At 39.5% G+C, this 23,395-nt stretch carries 24 protein-coding genes and 1 tRNA gene; 5 read left to right on the forward strand and 20 right to left on the reverse strand.

Translation table 11 applies throughout. The annotated features are described in order from the left end of the window. Window positions 1-19 precede the first annotated feature (19 nt). The 13 genes from INF20_RS06730 to INF20_RS06790 all read right to left on the reverse strand — a co-directional run bounded on the left by INF20_RS06730 (window position 20) and on the right by INF20_RS06790 (window position 11,288). Window positions 20-754, reverse strand: a complete 735-nt coding sequence (locus tag INF20_RS06730) for a cyclase family protein (RefSeq protein ID WP_226385609.1) — start codon at window positions 752-754, stop codon at window positions 20-22. Window positions 755-806: 52 nt separating this feature from the next. Then, entirely contained in the window at window positions 807-1,289 is a 483-nt protein-coding gene (locus INF20_RS06735; RefSeq protein WP_226385610.1) for a GNAT family N-acetyltransferase, read from the reverse strand. Between the two features lie 77 nt (window positions 1,290-1,366). Beyond that, a complete protein-coding gene (locus INF20_RS06740) occupies window positions 1,367-1,663 on the reverse strand; it encodes a thiamine-binding protein (RefSeq protein ID WP_226385611.1) in 297 nt (98 codons plus the stop codon). Continuing rightward, window positions 1,660-2,322, reverse strand: a complete 663-nt coding sequence (locus tag INF20_RS06745; protein WP_226385612.1) for an HAD family hydrolase — start codon at window positions 2,320-2,322, stop codon at window positions 1,660-1,662. The genes INF20_RS06740 and INF20_RS06745 overlap by 4 nt, the downstream gene beginning before the upstream one ends. Further along, window positions 2,319-3,146, reverse strand: coding sequence for a hydroxyethylthiazole kinase (gene thiM / locus INF20_RS06750; RefSeq protein WP_226385613.1), 828 nt, complete (start codon window positions 3,144-3,146; stop codon window positions 2,319-2,321). Before thiM ends, INF20_RS06745 begins: the two co-directional genes overlap by 4 nt. Before the next feature lie 219 nt (window positions 3,147-3,365). Next, window positions 3,366-4,430: a Fic family protein gene (locus INF20_RS06755; RefSeq protein WP_404812930.1), complete on the reverse strand. Its 1,065-nt coding sequence runs from the start codon at window positions 4,428-4,430 to the stop codon at window positions 3,366-3,368. A 41-nt stretch (window positions 4,431-4,471) separates the two neighbouring features. Beyond that, entirely contained in the window at window positions 4,472-5,914 is a 1,443-nt protein-coding gene (gene rlmD / locus INF20_RS06760) for a 23S rRNA (uracil(1939)-C(5))-methyltransferase RlmD (protein WP_226385614.1), read from the reverse strand. Continuing rightward, a complete protein-coding gene (gene whiA, locus INF20_RS06765) occupies window positions 5,893-6,852 on the reverse strand; it encodes a DNA-binding protein WhiA (RefSeq protein WP_226385615.1) in 960 nt (319 codons plus the stop codon). The genes rlmD and whiA overlap by 22 nt, the downstream gene beginning before the upstream one ends. Window positions 6,853-6,882: 30 nt before the next feature. Continuing rightward, window positions 6,883-7,740 (reverse strand): RNase adapter RapZ, encoded by an 858-nt coding sequence (rapZ, locus tag INF20_RS06770; protein WP_226385616.1) that lies wholly within the window; start codon window positions 7,738-7,740, stop codon window positions 6,883-6,885. A gap of 39 nt (window positions 7,741-7,779) precedes the next feature. Continuing rightward, on the reverse strand, window positions 7,780-8,514 hold the full coding sequence (locus INF20_RS06775; protein WP_226385617.1) for a PHP domain-containing protein: 735 nt from the start codon (window positions 8,512-8,514) through the stop codon (window positions 7,780-7,782). A 15-nt stretch (window positions 8,515-8,529) separates the two neighbouring features. Continuing rightward, on the reverse strand, window positions 8,530-9,459 hold the full coding sequence (gene murB, locus INF20_RS06780; RefSeq protein ID WP_226385618.1) for a UDP-N-acetylmuramate dehydrogenase: 930 nt from the start codon (window positions 9,457-9,459) through the stop codon (window positions 8,530-8,532). Window positions 9,460-9,463: 4 nt separating this feature from the next. After that, on the reverse strand, window positions 9,464-10,711 hold the full coding sequence (locus INF20_RS06785; protein WP_226385619.1) for an AI-2E family transporter: 1,248 nt from the start codon (window positions 10,709-10,711) through the stop codon (window positions 9,464-9,466). A 37-nt stretch (window positions 10,712-10,748) separates the two neighbouring features. Next, window positions 10,749-11,288: a metallophosphoesterase family protein gene (locus INF20_RS06790; RefSeq protein WP_226385620.1), complete on the reverse strand. Its 540-nt coding sequence runs from the start codon at window positions 11,286-11,288 to the stop codon at window positions 10,749-10,751. A gap of 116 nt (window positions 11,289-11,404) precedes the next feature. On the opposite strand from INF20_RS06790, the gene INF20_RS06795 reads away from it, so the two are divergent. Then, complete coding sequence (locus tag INF20_RS06795) at window positions 11,405-11,812, forward strand: hypothetical protein (protein ID WP_226385621.1); 408 nt, start codon at window positions 11,405-11,407, stop codon at window positions 11,810-11,812. A 52-nt stretch (window positions 11,813-11,864) separates the two neighbouring features. Here the strand turns inward: INF20_RS06795 and INF20_RS06800 are convergent, their stop codons facing one another. Next, on the reverse strand, window positions 11,865-12,131 hold the full coding sequence (locus INF20_RS06800; protein ID WP_226385622.1) for a type II toxin-antitoxin system Phd/YefM family antitoxin: 267 nt from the start codon (window positions 12,129-12,131) through the stop codon (window positions 11,865-11,867). 69 nt (window positions 12,132-12,200) lie between these two features. Further along, complete coding sequence (locus INF20_RS06805; protein ID WP_226385623.1) at window positions 12,201-14,099, reverse strand: thioester domain-containing protein; 1,899 nt, start codon at window positions 14,097-14,099, stop codon at window positions 12,201-12,203. Between the two features lie 163 nt (window positions 14,100-14,262). Here INF20_RS06805 and INF20_RS06810 point away from each other — a divergent pair. Further along, window positions 14,263-14,339 (forward strand) — tRNA-Arg (locus INF20_RS06810). Window positions 14,340-14,401: 62 nt separating this feature from the next. Here the strand turns inward: INF20_RS06810 and INF20_RS06815 are convergent. From INF20_RS06815 to INF20_RS06835, 5 genes are all read right to left on the reverse strand, one after another. Further along, window positions 14,402-15,109 (reverse strand): signal peptidase I, encoded by a 708-nt coding sequence (locus INF20_RS06815; RefSeq protein ID WP_226385624.1) that lies wholly within the window; start codon window positions 15,107-15,109, stop codon window positions 14,402-14,404. 127 nt (window positions 15,110-15,236) lie between these two features. Beyond that, entirely contained in the window at window positions 15,237-16,646 is a 1,410-nt protein-coding gene (locus INF20_RS06820) for a SipW-dependent-type signal peptide-containing protein (protein WP_226385625.1), read from the reverse strand. Window positions 16,647-16,688: 42 nt separating this feature from the next. Next, complete coding sequence (locus tag INF20_RS06825) at window positions 16,689-18,020, reverse strand: hypothetical protein (RefSeq protein WP_226385626.1); 1,332 nt, start codon at window positions 18,018-18,020, stop codon at window positions 16,689-16,691. A gap of 33 nt (window positions 18,021-18,053) precedes the next feature. Beyond that, entirely contained in the window at window positions 18,054-19,160 is a 1,107-nt protein-coding gene (locus INF20_RS06830; protein ID WP_226385627.1) for a hypothetical protein, read from the reverse strand. A 2-nt stretch (window positions 19,161-19,162) separates the two neighbouring features. Continuing rightward, on the reverse strand, window positions 19,163-20,560 hold the full coding sequence (locus INF20_RS06835; RefSeq protein ID WP_226385628.1) for a hypothetical protein: 1,398 nt from the start codon (window positions 20,558-20,560) through the stop codon (window positions 19,163-19,165). A 258-nt stretch (window positions 20,561-20,818) separates the two neighbouring features. Between INF20_RS06835 and INF20_RS06840 the strand changes: the two genes are divergently transcribed. From INF20_RS06840 to INF20_RS06850, 3 genes are read left to right on the forward strand one after another with little or no spacing between them, the layout of a single operon-like run. Further along, a complete protein-coding gene (locus INF20_RS06840) occupies window positions 20,819-21,745 on the forward strand; it encodes a selenium metabolism-associated LysR family transcriptional regulator (protein ID WP_226385629.1) in 927 nt (308 codons plus the stop codon). Then, window positions 21,742-22,182, forward strand: a complete 441-nt coding sequence (gene dtd, locus INF20_RS06845) for a D-aminoacyl-tRNA deacylase (protein WP_226385630.1) — start codon at window positions 21,742-21,744, stop codon at window positions 22,180-22,182. Before INF20_RS06840 ends, dtd begins: the two co-directional genes overlap by 4 nt. Before the next feature lie 38 nt (window positions 22,183-22,220). Next, window positions 22,221-23,339: an aldo/keto reductase gene (locus INF20_RS06850; RefSeq protein ID WP_226385640.1), complete on the forward strand. Its 1,119-nt coding sequence runs from the start codon at window positions 22,221-22,223 to the stop codon at window positions 23,337-23,339. Window positions 23,340-23,395: the final 56 nt, after the last annotated feature.

The raw sequence follows: 23,395 nt of genomic DNA on the forward strand, positions 1-23,395 counted from the left end.
CTATTGCGTTTTACCAATCCTATTTAGGACATACGGCAATACATCTTACTGGGAATCCCGGTCCATCTTTTACCTTAGGAGCCATTACAAATATTATGCCTCCTGTAGGCGGAACCTCAGACAGATTTATCATCAGCTCAACCTGATATCTGTCATGCTTAAGGATTGCTATTTCCGCAAGGAATCCTTCAGATGCTGCAACCACTGCCGGGTCAGTATCACTTGTTTCGTGACCGATTGCCCTTACATTTCTTTCCTCTACGAGGAAATCCACTGCAGCTACGCTCCATCCCGGATAATGCTTATTGCCATCAGCATCCACATTGTCCAGTTCGCTGTCTGGCCTCTTTGACCAATCCGATTTGAAAGCCACAAATGCGTTTTCAGGTATCTGTCCGTGCTCTGCTTCCCATTCCTTAATATCATCAACAGTTAAAGCATAATCCACATTATCCTTAACCTTGTCGCTCTTATCGATTACGCACAGAGGACATACCATTTCAATAGGCTCAATCTCATTCAGATAACGTCCACCTTCAATAAAATGAATCGGAGCATCAATATGAGTACCATACTGTGAAACTGTTGTATACTTATTTACATAAAAACCGTCTGCCAATGTAAATATAGTTTCAACTTCCATAGGTTTAAATCCTGACCAGTGAGCAGTCTCAGGACTCATCTCACGGGTAAGATCCACCCATTTCATTTCCTTCTGCCATTGATTTACCTGATCCCAAAGTACATTTTTCATAACAAGCCCTCCTTTTTCCAAGGCCCGCTATCACCTCAAATCAAGTCGCGTTTTACAGGTCATATTTCATATATATAAGATGTCCAAGCGGTGCCCCGTTATAGCTATCTATCTCGTAAAACCCTAAATTTTGATAGAGCTTTATGGCACTTTTCAGAAAAGGCAGAGTGTCTAAAAGCATATGCTTATAGCCTATTTCTCTAGCATCTTCTATAAGCTGTTTTACCAACTTTTCACCCAGCTTATATCCTCTGAATTCAGGCTTTACAAACAGCCTTTTGACTTCTGCGTTTTCCTCATCTATTTTTCTTAAGGCTATGCATCCTGCAACCTGATCATCAACCAGAGCTGCATACAGTCTGCCTTCTGGCATTCCGTATTTTACTTCTAGATTTTTTATCTCTTCGTTATAGTTCTGAACGTCGAGATACATTGCCATCTCCCTGTCGTTTTCTCTGAGCATATCCGTATATTCGGAAAACAGTTCTACTACATCGTCGTGCATATGATATGCCTTTACAAGCTTGATTTCCAAATTCGCATCCTCCTTGATATGTTTTCTACATTATATCACGGGACAAATTTTCAGACAACTTCCGCAGACATTAGACTTTATCTGTATTTACCTATTTTATCGTCAATGGTAAGAATCTGTTCTTCCGGATTGTATACTACTTTAACATAAGCAGATACCTGAGGCGCACCAGCTTTTATTGCCACATGCTGACACTCTTTAACAATATCCATCAGCTGATCATAATCATCACCTTCGATTGTTGTTTCAAAAGGTCCAACTTCGTACTTAAGGCCTGTGCTTTTTATATAAGCTATAACTTCATCCACCATACGGCAAAGTTCCTTATCGTTTTCTGCCTTAGGTAATACCTGTAATGCTATACTTGCGCTCATAATATTTCTCCTTTCAATTTTTTAAAATCGCAAATTGTTCCATCTGCAATTTTCTTTATCTTATCCCAGCGCTCCCTGGAATTTTCATCGTAAACACCAATAACATAAAATCCTGCGTTTTTAGCAGTCTTTACTGCATAAAATGCGTCTTCGTACACAACAGTTTCTTTTCGAGAAGCACCAAGCTTTTTTGCTGCCATCTCGTACACTGCCGGACTGTTTTTCCCTGCACCTGCACTGTCACAGGAAACGGCAAATTCAAAATACTCATATACACCTAATCGCGAAAGACACTTTACAACCAGTTCCTCTGCTGTGGCAGAGGCAACGCACATGTGCACACCTGCTCTCTTAAGATTATCGAGATAATCCTTAACACCTTCTTTGAGTCCCACATCATTTATGTAATGAGCATCCATCATATGATTCATCTCATCTTCAACATCTTGCACAGTGCCCTTTATCCCAAACTCATCTATAAACATAGCTGCCGATTCTGTCATGGTCATGGGCTTGATTTTCTCATTCAAATCTACAGGCAAATCCTTTATTCCTTTTGAATGTAAATACTCTGCTGCAAGGCCTTTCCAATATTTCATGGAATCCACCAGCGTGCCGTCCATATCAAAAATTGCGTATTTAATCTTTTCTATATTCATCGTATAATCTCGTATCTGGCACCTTTATTAAGTCCTTCACCGGTCATATTAAATACTGCATCTATCAAATCCGTACGGAAGGTCGCATTGCCTGTACCTTTAGCAATTCTGTCCGCCTCCGCCTTTTCACCGGCTATACCCATGGCTGCCATTGCGCTGCACACTGCCGTAATACCATCATCAGGCATAGCTCCGCAAAAGGCACCTATCATTGAAGTTACCATGCAGCCGCTGCCTGTTATTCTAGACATGGTTGCGCAGCCATTTTTAAGGATAACTGTTTCCTTTCCATCGGAAATTATATCTGACTCTCCGGACAATGCTATTACGCTGCCGGTGCTAATTGCCAGATTTTTTACAAGGTCAGCTGTTTTAAGCAAACTTACGGATGTTACGGCATCCTCTCTACTCACATCAACCCCGCTGCCCAGAGTTTCCTGACCTGCAAGATATTTGATTTCCGATGCATTGCCTCTTATTGCAGTAAATTTTACATTTTCTAAAAGCTGTTTTGCTGAATCTCTGCGAAGCTGCGTGCCTCCAACTGCCACCGGATCTAGCACAACTGGAATTCCCCGTCTGTTAGCCTCTTTTCCGGCCAGTATCATCGCTTCTGTATCTTCAATTGCCCCCATATTACAAACAAGGGCCTGAGAAACAGCCACCGATTCCTCCACTTCTCTCTTATCGTGAGCCATGGACGGCGACCCTCCGCAGGCCAGTATTATGTTGGCGCAGTCATTGACTGTGACAAAATTAGTAATGCACTGGACCAGCGGTTCTCTTTCTCTGACGCTTTCGAGCGCCTTTCCCATATCGTTCATCTTAACCTCCTTATGAGTTTCATGATGTTAGCGGTCGAAGCTTGCTGGCTTCCTCTCACCCCGGAACACGGGTTCCCATCGCTGCGATACGAGACCTATGGCGCTCCCCACAGGTCCGTCACGAATACAATTCGCGCGACTTTATTATACACCTCTGTGTTATTTTTGAGCAAGTTTATGCTCATATGGATTTCTACCGAACTCCACTATTAAACTAATTTATCGAAATCGATACTTTCCCTTTCCGTGTCCGGTCACTGGCTCAATGACTCCATGTTCAACCATGTCCTTCAAAAAATCAGAAGCTCTGGATGCTTTAATATCAATTACCTTCATTACATCTGACCGTCCAAAGATTGTCTGCCCCGGAAATGCCTCACGCAGCTTCAAAATATTGCTTACAGTTTTTGGTTGAAAAAAAACTTCAATGTCCGGTTTTGGTTCGTCAATGTCCGGTTTTGCAGTTTCAATATCCGGTTTTTCTGTTTCCTTGAAGGTGCCACTGATATGCAATGTCCTATTATGAAGCGGATGATTTTCATTTAACAAAAGGTTTCGCAAAAATATTTCAAGGAACTCTGTAGTTTCATAAATGCCATTTTTAATGTCATTATAGTTTGCTCTTACCAATGAATTTCGAAAATACCAAGCATTTTCAGCAAAAATATCATTTGTAACATCAAATCCTAGTGTACGCAAATATTTAATGAAAAATACTGCTGTCGTTCTAGTATTGCCTTCCCCAAATACATGAATCTGCCACAGCCGAGATATAAAAACAGCTAAATGATGAATTATCTCTTCCATCGAAAGATTCTTATATGAAAATTTTTTTTCTTCAGCTATGTCATATTCAAGAGTTGCTTTTAATTCTGTAGCACTACCATAGATTACAGTAGCACCATTCAACACCCATTCTTTTTTTGTTATATTGTAATCGCGAATGCAACCGGCATTATAATAAATATCCTCAAACAATTTTCTGTGAATAGAAAGGTACTCATTAGGAGTAAGGCTGAAGGAACTCTCCGAAATAAGAGCTGCAATTCGAGCAGAAACCTTATCTGCTTCCTCAGTACGATTAGTCGCATCCCGGGTAGGGTTCTCTTCGTAATAATTTTGCAATAGCGCATTTGCTTCTTCAAAGGAAATTTCACCCTCAATGTTTCTTATGGCAGTATGCAAAAGATATTCTGAAGTCTTAAGTCCGTCAACCGCCTGTAAGCCAATGGCCGTATGCCATGCATACCCCTTATATCTCTTATTCGGTTCCGTTTCCTTCATATATTCCTTAAATGGATCCCTATCCAATTTTATCACCTACCTTAAACCCTTGACAGCAATGCTGCTGTCTCAATATGACCTGTCCAACCGAACATATCATGAGGTTTTGCTTTAACAAATTTAAAGTCCTTTTCCGTAAGAAGCTTAATATCTCTTGCCAAAGTTGCAGGGTCACAGCTTACATATACTATCCTTTCCGGTGCAAGCTCAGCTACTGCATCAAGCAGCCTTTCATCGCAACCTGCTCTCGGTGGGTCCAGTATAACTACATCTGCATTTTTTGCTGCATTAACAAGCTGCTCATCTCCTTCTCCTGCCAGCAGCTTTGGTAATTCTTCTTCCGCCTTGCCGCATATATATCTGGCATTTACTATACCGTTGATTACTGCGTTTCTGTTGGCATCTATTACAGCTTCCTTTACTGCTTCCACACCAAGTATAAAGCCTGCTTTATCAGCACAGTAAAGGCCTATTGAGCCTACCCCACAATATAAGTCTAAAATATTTTCTCCGCCTGTCAGTCCTGCGTATTCTCTAACCGTATCATACAATTTCTCGGTCATATACGGATTTACCTGATAGAAACTCCTCGGTGACACCTCAAACTTAACATCTCCAATATAGTCTGTTATAACAGGCTTTCCGGCGATGTTTTTAATTTCCTGTCCGTATATCTCACCGGCTACAGTCTTATCCTTTTTAGTGCTTATGTTTACACTTTCCAAAGAATATCCCGCTTCATAAATTGCTTCATCCAACATACCTATGAGCTTTTCTACATTAGGAATTCCTTTACCGTTTATCACATAGGTAACCATGACCTCATCGGTGGCAAAGGCCGTTCTCACAATCATATGGCGCATAAGGCCCTGCTGCCACTTTTCATCCCAGGCAGTTATGTTATCCTCCTCCATAAACTGCCTAGTTGCCTCAGCAGCGGCCATTGCTGCAGGGCTCTGCAGTGCGCAGTCTGTACAGTCAACCACCTCATGGCTTCTGCTTCTGTAAAAGCCAATCTTTGGAGAATCAAGATTTTCGATTATGCCGCCTTTACGCTTTATATTGCCGCCAGTGCTTATAGGCATAGTCGCTTTATTTCTGTAACCGAATTCAAAGTCTTCGGGCATTCTCTCTATCTTTTCAACGACAGGATTCGTCAATCCTCCGATTCTTGTGAGGCTGTCATATACATGCTTTTCTTTAACTGCTAACTGTGCTTCATAGTCTGTCTGGGCAAATACGCATCCACCGCAGTCTCCTGCATAATCACATATCGGTTCTATCCTGTGTTTAGATGGCTCTTTTACTTCAACTACTTTTCCAAAGCAAAACCTCTTTTTCACCTTTGTGATTTCTGCATGCACCACATCGCCGATAACGCCTCCGTTAACAAATACCGTAATACCGTCGGCTTTACCAATGCCCTGTCCTCTATCACTTATATCCGTTATTTCAAATTCTATTAACTGTCCTTTTTCAAACATTCGTTTTTCGCTATCTCCTCTATTTTAAGAAGTCTTTTATTTATTCCCGATTTTTTCATAGGAGGATCCATCATCTCTCCCAGCTCCGTTAGAGAAACATCCGGGTGTTTTAATCTCAGCTCTGCCACTTCCCTGAGCTTTTCTGGAATATTTTCAAGACCTATGGTTTCTTCTATTTTTCGTATATTGGCAATATGCCTTTCAGCGGCGGCAACCGCCTTATCAATGTTAGCCTGGTCACAGTTGTTAATTCTGTTGGCTTGATTTCTTATGCCCTTTTTAATGCGTACATCCTCGTATTCAAAGAGCTTTCCCGATGCTCCCATTATGGCCAAAATATCCACTATCTGCTCGGAATTTTTGACATATACAACATAATCTTTTTTTCTTACGGTTTTCTTTGCCTTGATACCGTCAAAGCTATTTATCATTTTCATTAAGTCGGAAGCCAATATATCGGTGGCACAGGTTATTTCAAAATGATATTCTTTTTCCGGATCCGTCACTGTGCCGCTTCCCAAAAATATACCTCTCAAATAAGCCTTTTTACAGCACTTCTTTCTTATAATCTCAGAGTGAATTCCGTCACTGATAAAATTCATGCCTTCTCTTATCATGAGAATTCCCGTTTCTCTTAAAATCTGCTCCGAAAGCTGTTCAGGGCCTATGGTAACAATATAGCACTTGCCTTTTTTTAGAGAAGTACCTTCTCCCACCTCAAGAGAAGTTTCTACATTGAAATACTGTTTTACGAGCATCTTAAAATGCCTCGCTACGGCTGGATTTTCAGTAGTAGTCACTATTCTGAACTTTCCACCGCCTGCAAGGCCTATGCTTCCGCACACTCTTATAAACCCTGAAATTTCGGCCAGCATGCAGCATTTTTTATCCGCCTGCACCCTGGCCAATTCATTTCTCGTTTCGCTGGCAAAGGACATCTGTTTTCTCCTTGTTTAATCAGCTTCCGCCTAATGCTTTTTTATATCCCTGTGATCTAAAGTAACCTGTCTTCCCTGCTTTGTAAAAAGGTCATAAAACTCATTGGCCATGGCAACGGATCTGTGCTGTCCTCCAGTGCATCCAAAGGCCAGATTGAGATTGTACTTTCCCTCTCTTGCATAACACGGAATAATGTCATTTATGAGTTTAGAAAGATTCTTTACAAACATCTGCGACTCAATATGTTTCATCACATACTGTCGTACCTTTTTATTATTTCCCGTAGCCTTTTTTAATCCCTGCACATAATATGGATTTGGAATAAATCTCATGTCAAAGACCATATCTGCAGTAATAGGGATACCGTTTTTAAAGCCAAAGGACATAATGTTAATTACAAAAGTCTCTTCCTTATCCTCATCGGAAAGCACTTCGATAAGCTCGCTTTTAAGCTTGGCGGTTTTCATATTGGAAGTGTCTATTATAAAATCAGCTGCCGACCTTATATCCTTAAGCTGCTCTCTTTCATTTTCTATATCATCCACTGTCGGAAAGTTGCCTGTTACAGGATGCCTTCTTCTTGTCTCGCTGAACCTTCTTATAAGGACCTCATTTGAAGCCTCAAGGAATATAACTCTCGTTCTTATACCAAGGGCTCTCACATCCTCAAGGGCTTTCCTGACATCTGGTTTAAACTCAGCGCCCCTTATATCCACCACGAATGCAGCTTTTTCCACCACACCTCCGTTGGCCACAGAAAGATCTATAAAATTTTTCATCATCTCCAGGGGCATGTTATCTATGCAGTAATAGCCCTGGTCTTCAAGACAGTTTACCGCCTGGGATTTTCCGGCCCCCGACAGGCCTGTAACTATGATTATCTCCATTTTACACTTCCGTTTCCGCAGTTTTACCTGCTTTATATGCTACACCTTCTGAATATTTACTATCCTGTTTAAATCAAGTCCTGCATCCACAGCTCTTTTTAGGGCCGCTTCAAAGGTTCCCACCCTTTCAGAAATATGGGCATCGCTGCTTATTATAAATTTAACATCTTCTTTAGCCGCTATTTTAATCTCATCCACAGTTAGATGTGGATGCTTCATATTAAGCTCCATAAGCACGCCTCTTTTAGCACATGCCTTTGCAACCTCCGCCATGTTTACCGGAGCTTTATCACCGGGATGGGTAAGTATCTTTATATTATTTTCCTCTATGGCTTTTACGACCATCTTTGTATTTCTTTCTTTGAGAAAGGCCGTTCTTTTTGCTCCTGTGCCGATACCGTGGCTGTACATGAAATTAGCTGCACTGTAACATTCTCTTATGCCAAAATGATAACCTGCTAAAATGAAATCGTATTGAGGAATTTCCTCAGAAGTCACATCCAAATTATTTCCAGTATCGATTATATTAGCCTCTACTCCCAGATATATTTCTATTTGAGGATAAAGAGGCTTGAGTCTTTCTATTTCGGCTCTCATTACCGGAACATCCTCTCTTTTTATGCCATATGTCATATGTCCCGGTCCGTGGTCCGTTATGGCTATTGCCTTTAGACCTTTTTTTACGGCTTCTTTAACATTATCCTCAATGCTTCCCTTTCCATGGGAAAACGTCGTATGAGTATGGTAGTCAAAAAGCATTTTATATTCGTTCATTGCTATTCCTCTATCTTAATCTTCTCCAAGTATTCTTACTTCCGGCTCAAGATTAACCCCGAATTTATCATACACCTCTTTTTGACAGTGCTTCATAACTGCAACTATATCCGATGCCGTGGCTCCTCCGATGTTGATTACAAACCCGCTGTGAAGCTCAGACACCTGTGCACCGCCGACAGTATATCCCTTTAAGCCGGCATCTTGCACAAGCTTTCCTGCAAAATAGCCTTCCGGCCTTTTAAAGAAACTACCGGCGCTAGGATAATTAACAGGCTGTTTTTCATTTCGCCTTTTTCCAAGCTCAGCCATTTTAGCTTCTATTTCTTCTTTATTACCCTGTTTAAATTTTAATTCCGCTGAAATAATTACATCTCCCGTGTTGTGAAAAATACTGTGTCTGTAGCTAAGCTCCATATCCTTAGCATCAACGGTTTTTATCTCGGTACCGTCCTTATCGATTACCTCAGCGCTTACTATAATGTTCTTGATTTCACCGTCGTAAGCTCCTGCGTTCATAAAAACAGCTCCTCCAAGACTTCCTGGTATTCCGGAAGCAAATTCAAATCCTGCCAAGCTATTATCCGCCAATTTCCTTGCAAGAACACCCATGAGCATTCCTGCCCCCACTCTGACATACACATATCCTTTTTCTTCTTTTAAAATCTCAAAATCGGAAAAGGCTGCTGAAGAAATTTTTACCACAACACCTCTATATCCTCCGTCTTTAATAAGCAGATTGGAACCGTTGCCCATAACAAGATGATTTACATCTTCTTTGCTGAGCAGTGAAAGAACTTCAATAAGTTGTTCTCTATTTTGAGGTCTTACGAGAATATCCGCCTTTCCTCCAGCTCTGAAGGATACTTCTTTACTCATGTCCGCATCTTTTTCTATATTTTCGCTTCCTACCGCCTTGGCAAGTATTTCATATAGCTCTGTCATAGGTTTAAACTCCTTCGCTGTTGTTTTGCTCAAATTCTTCATCAAATTTAGCATCCATTTTTTTATAAACCGTAAGGTCTGTTGTAAGACCCTTCTTTTCAAGTTTATTATTTACTGTATATGCAGTGTAAGCGTATACGCAGGCAAATATAGGTATTCCCAGTATCATTCCTGCAAATCCAAATAATCCGCCTCCTACTACTATGGCAAACATAACCCAGAAGGAAGGAAGACCCGTACTACCTCCAAGAATCTTCGGTGCCAGGATATTCCCTTCTATCTGTTGTAAAATCAATGTGAAAATCAAGAAGTACAAACATATCCACGGATCTACCATAAGCAAAAGCAGTGCTGAAGGTATCGCTCCGATAAACGGTCCAAAAAACGGTATGATGTTCGTAACGCCTACAATCACACTTATAAGCATAGCATAAGGCCAATTGAACAGACTCATTACTATAAAGCATACTACCCCTACAACTAATGAATCTATCAGTTTACCGTTTATGTATTTTCCAAACACTCTATTTACATAGTGAGCGCCATAAAGAAATCTATTTGCCTTTTCTTCATTTACTACAGCAAAAACTAACTTTCTGCTGTGAGCCGCAAAGATTTCCTTGCTATTGAGAAAGAACATGCAGATTACTATTCCGATTATAAAATTCCATACTCCTGTGATTATATCAAAGGCTACATTTGAAAGGCTTGTTATTATAGTTTCACTTCCTGGAATCATGGTATTTTCAATCCATTCTCTCGCGTTTAGCACTACCGCATCCAGAAAAGCTGCCATAGGCGCAGAACTATCTTTCATATTGTGGAAAGTATTTTCAACCCATATGGTAAGGTCATTTATCTGACCCGGCATCATCCTTACAATTGCCGTGATACTTTCAATCATTCCCGGTATTACCATCCACAAAAGACCTATTATAATGCCGAAAAGCGCCAACAGCGAAACTATAGAAGCCAGTATCTTAGCAATTATTCTTCTATAATCTTTTTTGCCTAGCTTAAAAAATTTAACCTTTCTGCATCCTCGATATGTCACATTGTAAAGGGGACATAGAAGATATGCCACCACAAGTCCATATACGAAAGGTGCTATTATGCTTCCCGCAGAACGCAGAGCTTCCATCAAACCTTCTGCTCTGAAAATAGCAAAAAAGAGCACAATAGATGCCGCTATAACGATAAACGCTACTATCCCCGCTCTTATATATTTTCCCTCTATCCTGTTTCTTATCATTTGTTTTCTTTCTGTTATAAAATATTATTATCTAAAATTAAAATCTGTCGCTGTAGTTAATCAGACCCTTAATATATCCGCCTCTTGGCTTTGTACTTTTTCTATAATATCTGATATCACATTTTATGCCGTCTTTACCTGTTTCCACAATGGCATAGGATCCGTCAGAACCGTCCCTCGGTCTTGTTAAACTTCCAGGATTAAGAAGTATAACTTCTCCTGACTCTTCCAGATGCGGAACATGGGTATGTCCGAAAAAAGCCGCAACACAGCCTTCTTCTAGCGCTCTATAATAAAGCTGAGTGAGATTATAATTCACTCCGTCAGCGTGTCCGTGAGTAAGAAGAATCTTTCCTGCTTCAGTGTTTATTATCATGGAAGAATCCTCTTTTGTTCTGGCTCCATCCATATTGCCCTTTACACCTGCAACCTCAATTCCCAGCTTTTCCTCGAGGTCATTGGCATCAGACTTAAGATCTCCCAAATGCACTATCATATCTATGTCTTTAAGGCTTCTGTAAACCTCATACACCTTGCCCATTTCACCATGGGTATCACTTATTACAAGGATTCTCATTCCTTCACCTCACTACCTTTAAATTATAACTAAATTTATTTACAATGTCCACAAAATGGAGTACAATATTGTGATAGTAATGGAATAATCCAACCACATCAAAGGAGTTTAATTTAATGGGATTTAGAGAAAGAATAAAAATGTTCATGGCAGGGAGAAACGGAGTTGACGCTCTTTTTTATTTCTGCTTTATAGTTTATTTTGTAATATTTGGTCTCAATAGAATATTTCGCTCTCCATGGCTCTACTACGGAGATTTTATCATTTTGATTTACGCTATGTTCCGTCTGTTATCCAAAAACCTGGAAAGCAGGCATAAAGAGAACGAAGCCTTCAAAAAGATACTGCGTAAGTTAAGTCCTAATTATGAACTTAACAGAAGAAAAATCGTAGAAGGCAGAACTCACAGCTTCCACGAGTGTCCTTACTGCGGAGCTATCCTCAGATTCGAAAGAAGAAGAGGTAAGTTCAATGTTACATGCCCAAGATGCAAACACAAGATAACTATTAAAAACTGGTTTTAAGATTTTAAAAAGGAGTGACTTGAGTACAAACTCAATTTCACTCCTTTTATTTTTATACATCTGTAATCTCTCTTAAAGCCTGTAAAACTTCCTTTGTAGAGTAGGTTTTATCAGAATGCTCAGCTTCCCTTTCAGCTTCTAACAATTTAGCATACACTTCGCTTTCAAATTGCAGATTTTCATATGCTTCCATACTTAAAACTACCATATCTCCGTATCCGTTTTTAGTAAGAAAAACAGGTTCATTATTTTCATGTACTATTTTAGATATTTCCGCAAAGTTATTTCTCAAATCAGAAACAGGTCTGATATTCTTCATAATGTCACCTCCTGTTTCCGATAATTTATCATAATTATGACAACTCGTCAATCTGCCAAATCTCATACGTTATCTATCCTTTCTGCGTACGGCTGCAAAGCATGTTCCCAGCAATCCCATTGCCCCTAATGCCATAAGTGCACCAGCAGGAAATGCATCGGCAGTTTTAACAGTCTTTTTCGGCTCCTTTGGTTCAGACTTAGGTTCTTCAGGAACAGGTTTCTCAGGTATCTCTTTAATATAATCCTCTACCTGAACCGTCACATCTATATTTGCCGTATTCTGATCAACATAGGACAATTTCACTTCATGGATGCTTTCGTCTAGAACACACCCTTCAGGAGCATTTATCTCTTTCACATAATATTTTCCCATAGGCAATCCTGTTATTGCTTCGGCAAAACCGTTTTCATCGGTTACAAACTGTCCTATTTTTTCATCCTTATCATAGTATGTTATATTTTCTGATTTGTCGGTAATAACATCAGCAGCATAAAGGCCGTAAACTGCGCCTTCCAATGTGGCAGCTTCCTTTTCCTCATCCGTCACTTTCTGATCCTTTGCAAAGGATTTCTGAAGAGCTATACTGCCCACAGGTTCATCATTTGACACACTTTCCCTTTGCTGTATCAAAGCAGTTTTATTGTCCTCATATCCGATTTCAAAGCTATGGATTGTTTCATCTATAAGGTAGCCTTCTGGCGCCTGAATTTCCCTGTAGAAATATGTTCCAGGAACAAGATTCTTTACAACTATCAGCCCGTTCTCATCCGTTGTAAATTCTCCATTAAATCCTATCTCATTTCCCTCCAGGTCATTTCCTTCAGAGTAGATTTCAAAAACTGCTCCTGCAAGAGGCACTCCTGACTTATCTGTCTTTTCTAGCGTAAACTCACCTGACGGCATATTATTTGTAAACTCCACTGATGCGGTTTGCCCGGCAGTAATTACTACTGTCTTTTCTGTGCTATCTAATAGATATGGTTCAGGGACACTGACTTCTTTTATTACATATGTTCCCTGTACCAGACCCGATGCCAAAAACCTGCCGTCCTCGCCTGTGGTATATTCTTTAACGAATGAACCGTCTTCACTTCGTATTTCAAAAGTTGCTCCGCTTACAGCCTTACCAGATGAAGATGTTTTTAAAATACTTACACTACCTTTGTCGTCTACTCTAATCGGTATTTTAAAGCTTGTATCCTCAATATATCCTATATTACCCACATCCTGACTGGACTTATGATAGTAAAATCTGTTGCTGCCTATCAGATTGTCCGATTCAATCTTTAAGGTGATTTCAGTCTTTCCCGACACTCCCTTTCCTGCAGTTACCTTCATAGAACCAGCTTTTTTATTTATGGATACCTGAATATCATCCCTTGCAGAAATAACTTTATACGGATATTTTGACAATGCTCCTGAAGTATCCGTCAAAGTAACGCTTTTACCACTTACAACCTGTACACCTGTTGAAGCAAAGGAAGGTCTGCTTTTTATCATGGCATCATATTCTTTAATTTCTTTTTCAATGGCATTGATTTTCTGAGATAGCCCCGGAACATTTGTATCCTTTATGGATGCCGGTTCTATATTCCTCCACATCCACAGCTGTCGCCATATCATAATCTGAGTTGCAGCATAATCTGCATTTGTCTTTTTTTCTTTGTTGTAGCCAAAGTGAGCAATCTTTATAAGTCTTTCCCACTGGGCATCTGTAAAGTTAGGTTCCTGCTCCTTATATCCTGATGTTGTGGACACATACTGGTCAGGCTCAAGACAAAAGGCATGGTTTCCGTTTACCTTCATAATGCTGATTTCTCCACTTTCTGCCCAGTAGTATCCTGTGTTTATAGGGTTTCCCCATTTTACTGCTGCCTTTGCCTTTAAATCAGTAGACCAGATTCCGGAAAAGGCTACTATGGCAGCAAGCGTCATGCAAAACGCTTTTCTTATCCTTTCTTTCATATTTTCCTCCTTAATCACATTTTACATATTTTACCATTTGTAACTGCATGTTAATATTTTTGGAAATATTTGTCAATAGTTTTAGATGCAATATTTTAAATCAGTTTAAATTGACAAGAAACATCACCATATTGTATACTTATTGAGTTATCAAATCTTATATGCGCCATTAGCTCAGCTGGATAGAGTAGCGCACTACGAATGCGAAGGTCGGGAGTTCGAATCTCTCATGGCGCACCACAAAAAAACAGCCTTGAAAACCAAGTCAAGGCTGTTTTCTTTTGTTTGTCTAATCATATTGATTACACTTTTTTATCTTCCTCATCCGAGTTTAGAGGCTGATTTATATTTTGCTCTGCAGCTAGCTGTGCTTTAAGCATTTCAAGTTCCTTTTGCATCTGCTGAGTTTTAAGCTTTTCTTGCTCTAGAGCTTCACTATTCTGATTTATTATTTCCTGTTGCTCTCTTTTGTACTGCTTAAGCAGCTGGAAAAATCTTATTGCCTGCATGATAATAAGTATCATAAACGGCGTAAATATCAGCAAGAAATATCCCGGAACAGTCTTTAGAAATTGGAAGAAATATCCCATTTTAGCAAGATGAAATTGATACTGTCCGATAACATTATCCGCAGGCACAGGATACGCATCATCAGCGCCTGTCGCTATGCCATAAGTAGTAAATGCCAATTCTCCCTCATAGGTGGTCACTTCTCGAATTTTATGAGTCATCACTCCACCATAATTATTAGGATCTATTGAACGGAAAGTAATTATATCGCCTTCCTTAAGAGTACTGGAATCCACTTCTTTACTCACCACTATGTCGCCAGCTTCAAATTCTCCTTGCATGGAATCGGATAATACTATAAATGGCTTATATCCAAATAAGCTAGAGTCTTCTTTGTTTACCGTACTAACCGATATTATGGTGAATATCATAATAAAGATTGCAAATATCAAGATGATAAATGAAATAACCCTGGCAGCAATCTTTCCTTTTTGTTTCATTGTTTTAAATTCCTCCTCGTGTAGTCTAAATATTTTCAGAGAACAAAAGGCACAACTAACTATTTTAAATCAGTTATGCCCTTTGCTCTCTGTCCTGCTTATGCAGGACAGAGGTGCTTATATCATACTATTCTTGACTTATCAACCAATATCCATCGCCATTATCTGTAACTTTACAACCTGCCGCTACACTTGTCGGTTTACTTGGGGAATACTCTTTAGATACAAGAATCGTTCCTCCATTAGCTACACCAAAACGTTTTCCATTCGCAATTATAGAATCTATATTATCTATCTTAATTGTTCCTCCGTTAGCGTATATAACTATGCTTTGAGCACCGGAGCTACTAAAACTTCCGCCGTTTATGTATATCACAGATTCAGCTTCTGCAATTACCGCATGCCCCTGATACCCAGATGTTGAAAACCTTCCTTCATTTAAATAAACCGTACCGCCATTACTTGCAGTAATTTCAGAACTTCCCGCGCCGCTATTGGCATAACTACCACCATTGACTGTTAAAATCGAATTCAAACCATCCGCAACCAGCTTTCCAGCAGTGTATGTAAATCCAGAATTTGCTTCCGCATTTATAGTCAGTTTTCCTCCATCTTTTACATTTATATTAGTTCCTGTAATTTGTAATCCATTAGGATGTATAGTATTCGATCCTAAATTCATAGTCACATTTCCAGTAACATCAAAATGTTTTTGATTTAACATATCCTCTGTTGCAGTAATTTCCACAGGAGTATTTGGATTATTTACAATATCACTTAAATCCGTATCTGCGGATGCATTATAAAAAACTGGATATTCTGCATCTTTGTCATAATCAGGATTTCCAAATCCATCTTTTTCAGAATTCAGCTGCGTAGCTACAAGCTTAACATCAAAAGTTGTTCCGACGCTTGCTCCCTGATATTCATTTCCAGCAGCTTCATCCATATGCAAAGCTATTGCAACATATGCTTCTTTTGGAGTTTCAGTTGCTGTACTTGGATAAAGATTACCATAAGCAGCTCCGTCATTATCCGCCATAAGTTCTGCAAGAGTACCCGCTTTTGTATAACCTGTTAACTTATCAAAAGATGCCGGCTTTGTATCATTTATTGGAGTATTACTTGTTTTAACATAGACATCTATTACATCAGCTAATTCACCAGCATCACCATTGGCTACAATATCCAATTTATATTTTAAAGCTAGCGTTCCTGTGTTCTTAACACCGATAACTTTGTAGTCAGTGTATCCCGGTTCCCATTTATCATAGTTGAAAATCGGTACTTCGATATCCGAAATATCGGTGTATGCACCACTTGTGTCTATACTTGCTTCTGTCGCCGCTGTCTTCTGAGCCTCAGACATTGTATCTGTCTTCTGTATAAGCGCAATGGACAGATTTCCAGCTTGAATCTTGTTACCACTATTCGTAACGCTATCCGTAAACCAAGCAAAGGTTGTCGCAATCAGCAAAGCTATACTGATTAGCAACGCCAATCCGGCTGCCCATAGGGACTTTTTAGTCTTAATCATTTTCCCTCTCCTTTTTAATCTAACTTATATCAATAAACTTTTTTATTCAGGTACTACTGTGTACCAAATTTCTGTTCCGTGTTTTTCTGAAATTACTTTATAACCGTCTGCAAGGAAGTTTGTTCCAGCCCCTTCTGCAGCATTATTAGACGGGTCAAAATTAACAAAGGTGCCGCCTTTGATTTTAACTATTGCACTTCCGTCTTTATATGATGCATCTATACAATTTATTAAATAAGTTGCATATTCTGGTGCATCTGATTTTATTGTTGGAGCAAGATCAAAAAAGCCTCCATTTATAATCAAAGTACCTTTCTGTACTTGAACAGCTGACATAGCTCCATAATAGTTTCCATCTTCTATCACTACAGTTCCACCAGTTACGTTGATACCATACGCTGTGTTATAACCTGCCTCTGCGTTGATTGTTCCTTCTCCTGTCAATGTTAATGTGCCGCTGTTAACAGCTATCAACGACGGTACATATGGCAAGCTTTCATTGGTTTTGGAAGTGTCTAACGATAATGTTTTATCGCTTAAATTCATCGTCGTATCTTTTGTGATAGTTGTTTGAGGAACTAATGAGCCATCGTCAACTCCATTGCCTTCCGGGGTAATATTTATATCATCGCCTAAAACTACCGAACCACCTGCTGCAAGATCAGCTTTCAAACTTTCAGCGCTTATTGATTCATACCGAGATTCTGAATCATACTGATTGCTTCCAAAACCGTCCTTTTCAACGGTATCCTGTTTAGCAAGTATGGTCACATCAGCACCAAAGGTTTTACCCTGATAGTCATTTCCTGCATGCTCATTCATTCCGTATACAAGGATAAAGCTTATGGACTGACCTGTCGCAAGAGAAAACTCTCTGTTCTTTCCAAGGCTTGCCAGCTCGCTCATAGGTCTTTTCGTAAATTCTCCTACAAGATTTCCGTCGCTTCCCACCTGGATAAAGTCAAACCAAAGGGCATTCTGAAGTCCGTCGCTGTTGACATCAAAGCTCAAACTAAGTTTTGCCGCAAGGGATCCTTCATTTTTTACTGTAAGCAATTTTGCATTGGACTTACCAGGTTCCCACAGGGATTCATTTATGATTGGATTCGAATCATTTTTAAGATTTTGTCCTGTTGCTTCAAAATAAATCTTATTTCCGTTGTTAACTCCTGCAATTTCGTATGACTGTCCTGATGTATTACGCATATCAACATCATATGCCGTAGCAGAAATTTTTAAGTCGCCAGCTGAAATTACATTGCCTTTATTGATTACGCTATCCGTAAACCAAGCAAATGTTGTTCCAATCAGCAACGCTATACTGATTAAAAGTGCTATCCCAGCTGCCCATAGGGATTTTTTTGTCGTATTCATCCTTTTTTCTCCTTTACTTATAATTTTTTAGTCTTATATTTCATTTCCTAATGACTTAACTTCCTCTAAAGTCCTGTAAGGTACATTGCAGAAAACATTATCTATATTTGCTGCGTCAATTAAAATCTCTTCAGTCTTTATATCATCTATTACTGATATTGATATATTGACTATTTCTCCTGTGAATTTGTTAATCACTTCTATAACTGGCAAATCTGTACTGTGTAGTTTGCCATCCTTTACATTTACAGATGCAGTATTTGCCTTGTCCTCATCATTTTTAACGAGTATTGCATTACCATTTTCTACGCTTATTTCACCTCCACTCATGTTTAACTGATTCATATACTCACCATCAGCAACGTTATTATCTTTTATGCTATCCGTCTTGGTTGCTGCGGTGCTGTCCATAATTACTCCGTAGGACTTTTCTCCGAATATTTTGCCGTCAGTCATATTGACAATTGCCTTTTCGCCATTATCATTGTTGCCGTTATAGATAGCCGATCTCATTGGCAGTTTTTCTATAGATTTTTGAGGCTGAGTAGCTTCGTTAGATTCTGTGATTTCAGTAGATTCAGTTGCTTCTGTTTCTTTTTCTATTTCCTCTATTGCCAGTTCAATAGTTCCTCCGGTCACATTGAGAGTTCCTCTATTAACTACGGTATAGATGCCTTCGGCTTCTTCATCTATTAAAAGGGAAATTTTACCGTTTTTAGTGTCTGCTATGCTCAGCTTTCCTTCATTGATGACAAGATTGCCGTCACTAACTCTTCCATCCTTTGATATGGTGTGCCCGTTAAGCTGAAGCGTGATGTCTTGATCTTTACTAATGCTCAAGCTTTCGGAAACTGCTATATCATTTTCCAAGGTTATAACTGTCTTACCTTCTGTAGCATTTGAAATTGCCAATCGCAGAGATGTTTCGTCTTTAACTGCTGTTCCCTGATTATTTTCTTGAACAGCAATGCTTTCCTCTTTTGTTTCGGCACTATTGTTAAACTTGTTAGCTGCCTGTATTACATTTCCCGCGTTGCTGATGCTATCTGAAAACCACGCAAATGTCGTTCCCATAAATAGTGCTGCACATATCAATAATGACAACGTACTTGCCATAAGGAGCCTGTTTTTGTCTTTCATAATTATTCAAACTCCTTTCCTTCGTTATTTCTCACCTGCACTGCATCGGCTGTTATATCAAATGATAAGTCTTCGTTTTGATATTCATTTCCTGCGCTTTCAGGCATTTTAACCGTCATAGTAAAAAATCTAATTTCTCCAGGTGTAAGCGGATTATCATCTGTAAATGGTTTGCTTTTATCTATATCCGATGCCTTTCCCGAATAAAGGATATTTCCGTTTTCATCTGATATAGTGAATATCAGAACATCACTTAATTCTCCTGTTGCATCCTGAATATACAGTCTATACCACGCATCGGCTGACCCTTCATTTTCAATATAGAAATCACTCTTAATAGTCTGACCCGGTTCAATATTGAGATGGGAATCTTTTGCTGTGCCAAATACTGGTTTACCACCATTTAAATCTATTTTTATCCTTCCCGTCTGGAAGCTGTTATCTGTAATTGTCACCACAGATGAAATCAGAGCATAAGTCGTAGCCGCAAGCATAAGACTCAATACTGCTATTACACCAATTCTTGTATATATTTTTTTGTTTGAATTGTTACTCGACTCTTTTTTCCTTCCTAACATAAGCAGTACTGCTAAGGTAACCGCTAATATTCCCAAAGTCCACCAAAGAATCAAATTGATATTATCTCCCGTTTTAGCTGTTAATGCGGATTTTCCATCATCTTTGATATACCATTTGAAATCAGCATTGAGCAAAGATCCTTGATATTCGTTTCCCACAGATGTATCGAGATATGCTTCAGCTTTGTAATAGAGTCTGCTCTCCCCATCACTGCTTGCCTCAATCATTTGAGCAAATTCTTTTCCATTTATATGAGAAAAAGTATCATCAAACAGAACCTTATCAGAAACAAGTTCTGTCACTCGCAATTTCAGTACGTTACCGAGGTTTTTTGTTTCCTCTGTTACATCCGAAACAAAAAATAACTGAACATCTTTGTCGTGATATACATTTACGGCAAAGAATTCAGTTACTTTATCGCCCGGAAGCATATTTCTAACTTGGAATTTTTGATTGAAATAAGTGTTATTTTTATCTAATTCAAGATAAGGTGCTTCTTGATTATTACTTGTAGCATCTCCATCTGTAACTGCAGAATTATCATCTGCAGACTCATTATTGTTTTGATGTATATCAAAACCACCGTCCTTATTTTCAAGGCCGGCCTTTTCACTTAAATTGTTGTCATTTACAGTATTCTGATTATCGTCATTGGTTTGCTGCTCAGATATCAGGCTTTGTGGAACAGAAGTTTTACTGTTATCAGACTCTGTCATATGCCTGTAAAGATATGAAATACCTAAAGCAATCGCCACTAAAATCAGTAACACAAGGATTACGATAATCGCTTTTCGCAATTTCCCTTGATTATTATTTTCCATTTTACTTCTTTAATCTAACCTATATATAACTATGTTTTAAATATACCCCCTCCCAGTCCACTTTGTCAACACCGTATGGTTACTGGGGTTGAGGGATTTCGCACTATCATTTAATAGCAAAACATATCCAACACTAACTCTTACAACAGGTTCATTTATTTGATAGTTTATAGTTTACAAATATATAAAAATTCGATATCATTTGATGTATAATAAATACTATCAATAACATCCCACAAAACAGGAGGTGCTGAACATATGGATTTTAAACAGATAGAAGCCTTTGTAAATGTAGTCAGATACAAAAGTTTTTCAAAGGCCGCTGAGGCAACATTTCTTACTCAGCCGACCATCAGCGTACATATAAGAAGCCTTGAAAACGAGCTCGGTGTCACCCTTTTAGACAGACAGGGTAAGAGCATCACTCCTACTCCCCAAGGCCGAACCCTTTACAAATACGCCACGGAGATACTTTCCACTAGGGAACAGGTGCGTAACATATTTGCCAACGCCGCAGAAAACCTTTCCGGCATCTTGGAAATTCAGACTTCCAGTACCCCAGGACAAGATTTTGTTCCATGGACCATCAAAGGATTTAGCGATATCCACAAGGGTGTTCACTTTACCGTTGAGCAATCCGACAGCCAGAGGGTAATCGAAAACCTTCTTAACGGTATAGGAGAAATCGGTTTTGTGGGCAGTATAGGCAGCGACGAACTGGTTTACGAGCCGGTATTTGAAGACGAAACGAGGCTGATAGTTTCAAACACCAGACCTGCCGGCAAAATCCCTGGAGATACCATTTCCCTTTCTGAATTTATCGATGAGCCTTTCCTATGGCGAGAGCAGGGTTCTGCCTGGCGTGAAACCAGTCCTTCAAAGGAAGCCTTTGAAGCTTTCCTTAAGGAAAACGGCTACAAGGAAAACCGTCTTAATATAGTAGCCCGCATAAACAGTATCGGAGTTATCAGAAAGGCTGTTGCAACTGGCCTCGGAGTTTCCTTGGTTTCCCGTTCCTCAATAGGTGAAAAGGACTTTGAAATGGGTCTTCGCAGCTACAAAATAAGAGAATATGACAGGAAGAGAACATTCTATATGGCGTACAGGAAAAAGATATATCTTTCCCCTGTAGCCGAAGCCTTCAGAGATTATGTGCTTCGCAGAAAGGAGGAAAACGCCGAATGAAATTTGTAATACAGCGTGTTACCGAAGCTTCCGTTAAAGTGGATGGGAAAGTAACCGGTGCAATAGAAAAGGGATTTATGGTGCTTATAGGCATTGCTGAAGAAGACACCTATGAGGATGCCGATAAATATGTAAAAAAGCTGATAAACCTCCGTATTTTCAGCGATGAGAACGATAAGATGAATCTTTCCCTAAAGGATGTAGGAGGTCAGCTGTTGATGATTTCCCAGTTTACACTGTGTGGAAATTGTAAGAAAGGAAACAGACCAAGCTTCACAGGTGCAAAGGCTCCTTTAGAAGCCGAAAAAATGTATGAATATATTGTTGAAAAAGCACGGGAAGAAATCGATGTTGTTGAAACCGGTATTTTCGGTGCCGATATGAAGGTTTCCCTTGTCAATGACGGCCCCGTGACTATTATTATGGAAAACCTGTAAACAACTGACGAAAGAAGGAATACAAAATGACCATAAACATGCCTGTTAAAAAGCTGGGCTTCGGATGTATGCGCCTGCCCCTTACAGATCCTGAAAATCAAAAGAGCATAGATCTGGAAAAGTTCTGTGAAATGGCAGATACTTTTTTGGAAAGAGGTTTTACATATTTTGATACAGCTTACATGTATCACAAATATCAAAGCGAAAACTTCGTCCGCCAAGCTCTGGTGGAAAGGCACCCAAGGGATTCCTATACCCTTGCCAGCAAGCTTCCGCTTATGAATCTCAAGGAAGAAGGAGATATGGAGCGTATATTTGATGAACAGCTTAAAAAATGCGGTGTAGACTATTTCGACTATTACCTTCTCCACAATATTAAGAAGGATAACTACGAAACCGCAAAGAAATTTGACTGCTTCAGTTTCGTCGCCAAGATGAAAGAAGCTGGAAAGATTAAGCACATAGGATTTTCATTCCATGATACCCCTGAACTTTTAGAAGAAGTGTTAAGCCTACATCCAGAAATGGAATTTGTGCAGCTTCAGCTTAATTATATCGATTGGAATAATAGCAGCATACAGGCTGGCAAATGCTATAGTCTAGCAGAAAAATACAACAAGCCCGTTGTTGTAATGGAACCGGTAAAGGGCGGCTCCCTTGTTAATTTACCGCAGGAAGCAAAGGAACTTTTCAAAGCAACACGCCCGGATATGTCCATCGCTTCCTGGGCTATTAGATTTGCCGCTTCACATAAAAATGTCATGGTAGTATTAAGCGGCATGTCAAATATCGAACAGCTTTTGGACAATACATCATACATGTCCGATTTCAAACCTTTAAATTTGGAAGAAACAGACACCATTGACAAAGTTGTAGACATTATAAACAAGACCTCTACCATAGGTTGCACCGCATGCGGATACTGCTTGGAAGGATGTCCTCAGAGCATACCTATTCCTGAGTATTTTTCCATATATAATGCTCAGAAATTTGCCATTGACCAAGGCTCTGACGCTCAAAAGGTATACTACGAAAATCTAGCTGCCACCCACGGAAAAGCCTCTGACTGTATCGCTTGCGGACAGTGTGAAAAGGCATGTCCTCAGCATCTCTCTGTAATTGAGTATCTTAAGACTGTGGCCTCGATATTTGAATAACTAAAACAAATCAAACCGGCACCCATTTGTGCCGGTTTATTATTTGCATTCTTTTA

This window comes from Gallibacter intestinalis, assembly GCF_014982745.1.
Taxonomy (GTDB): domain Bacteria; phylum Bacillota; class Clostridia; order Peptostreptococcales; family Anaerovoracaceae; genus Gallibacter; species Gallibacter intestinalis.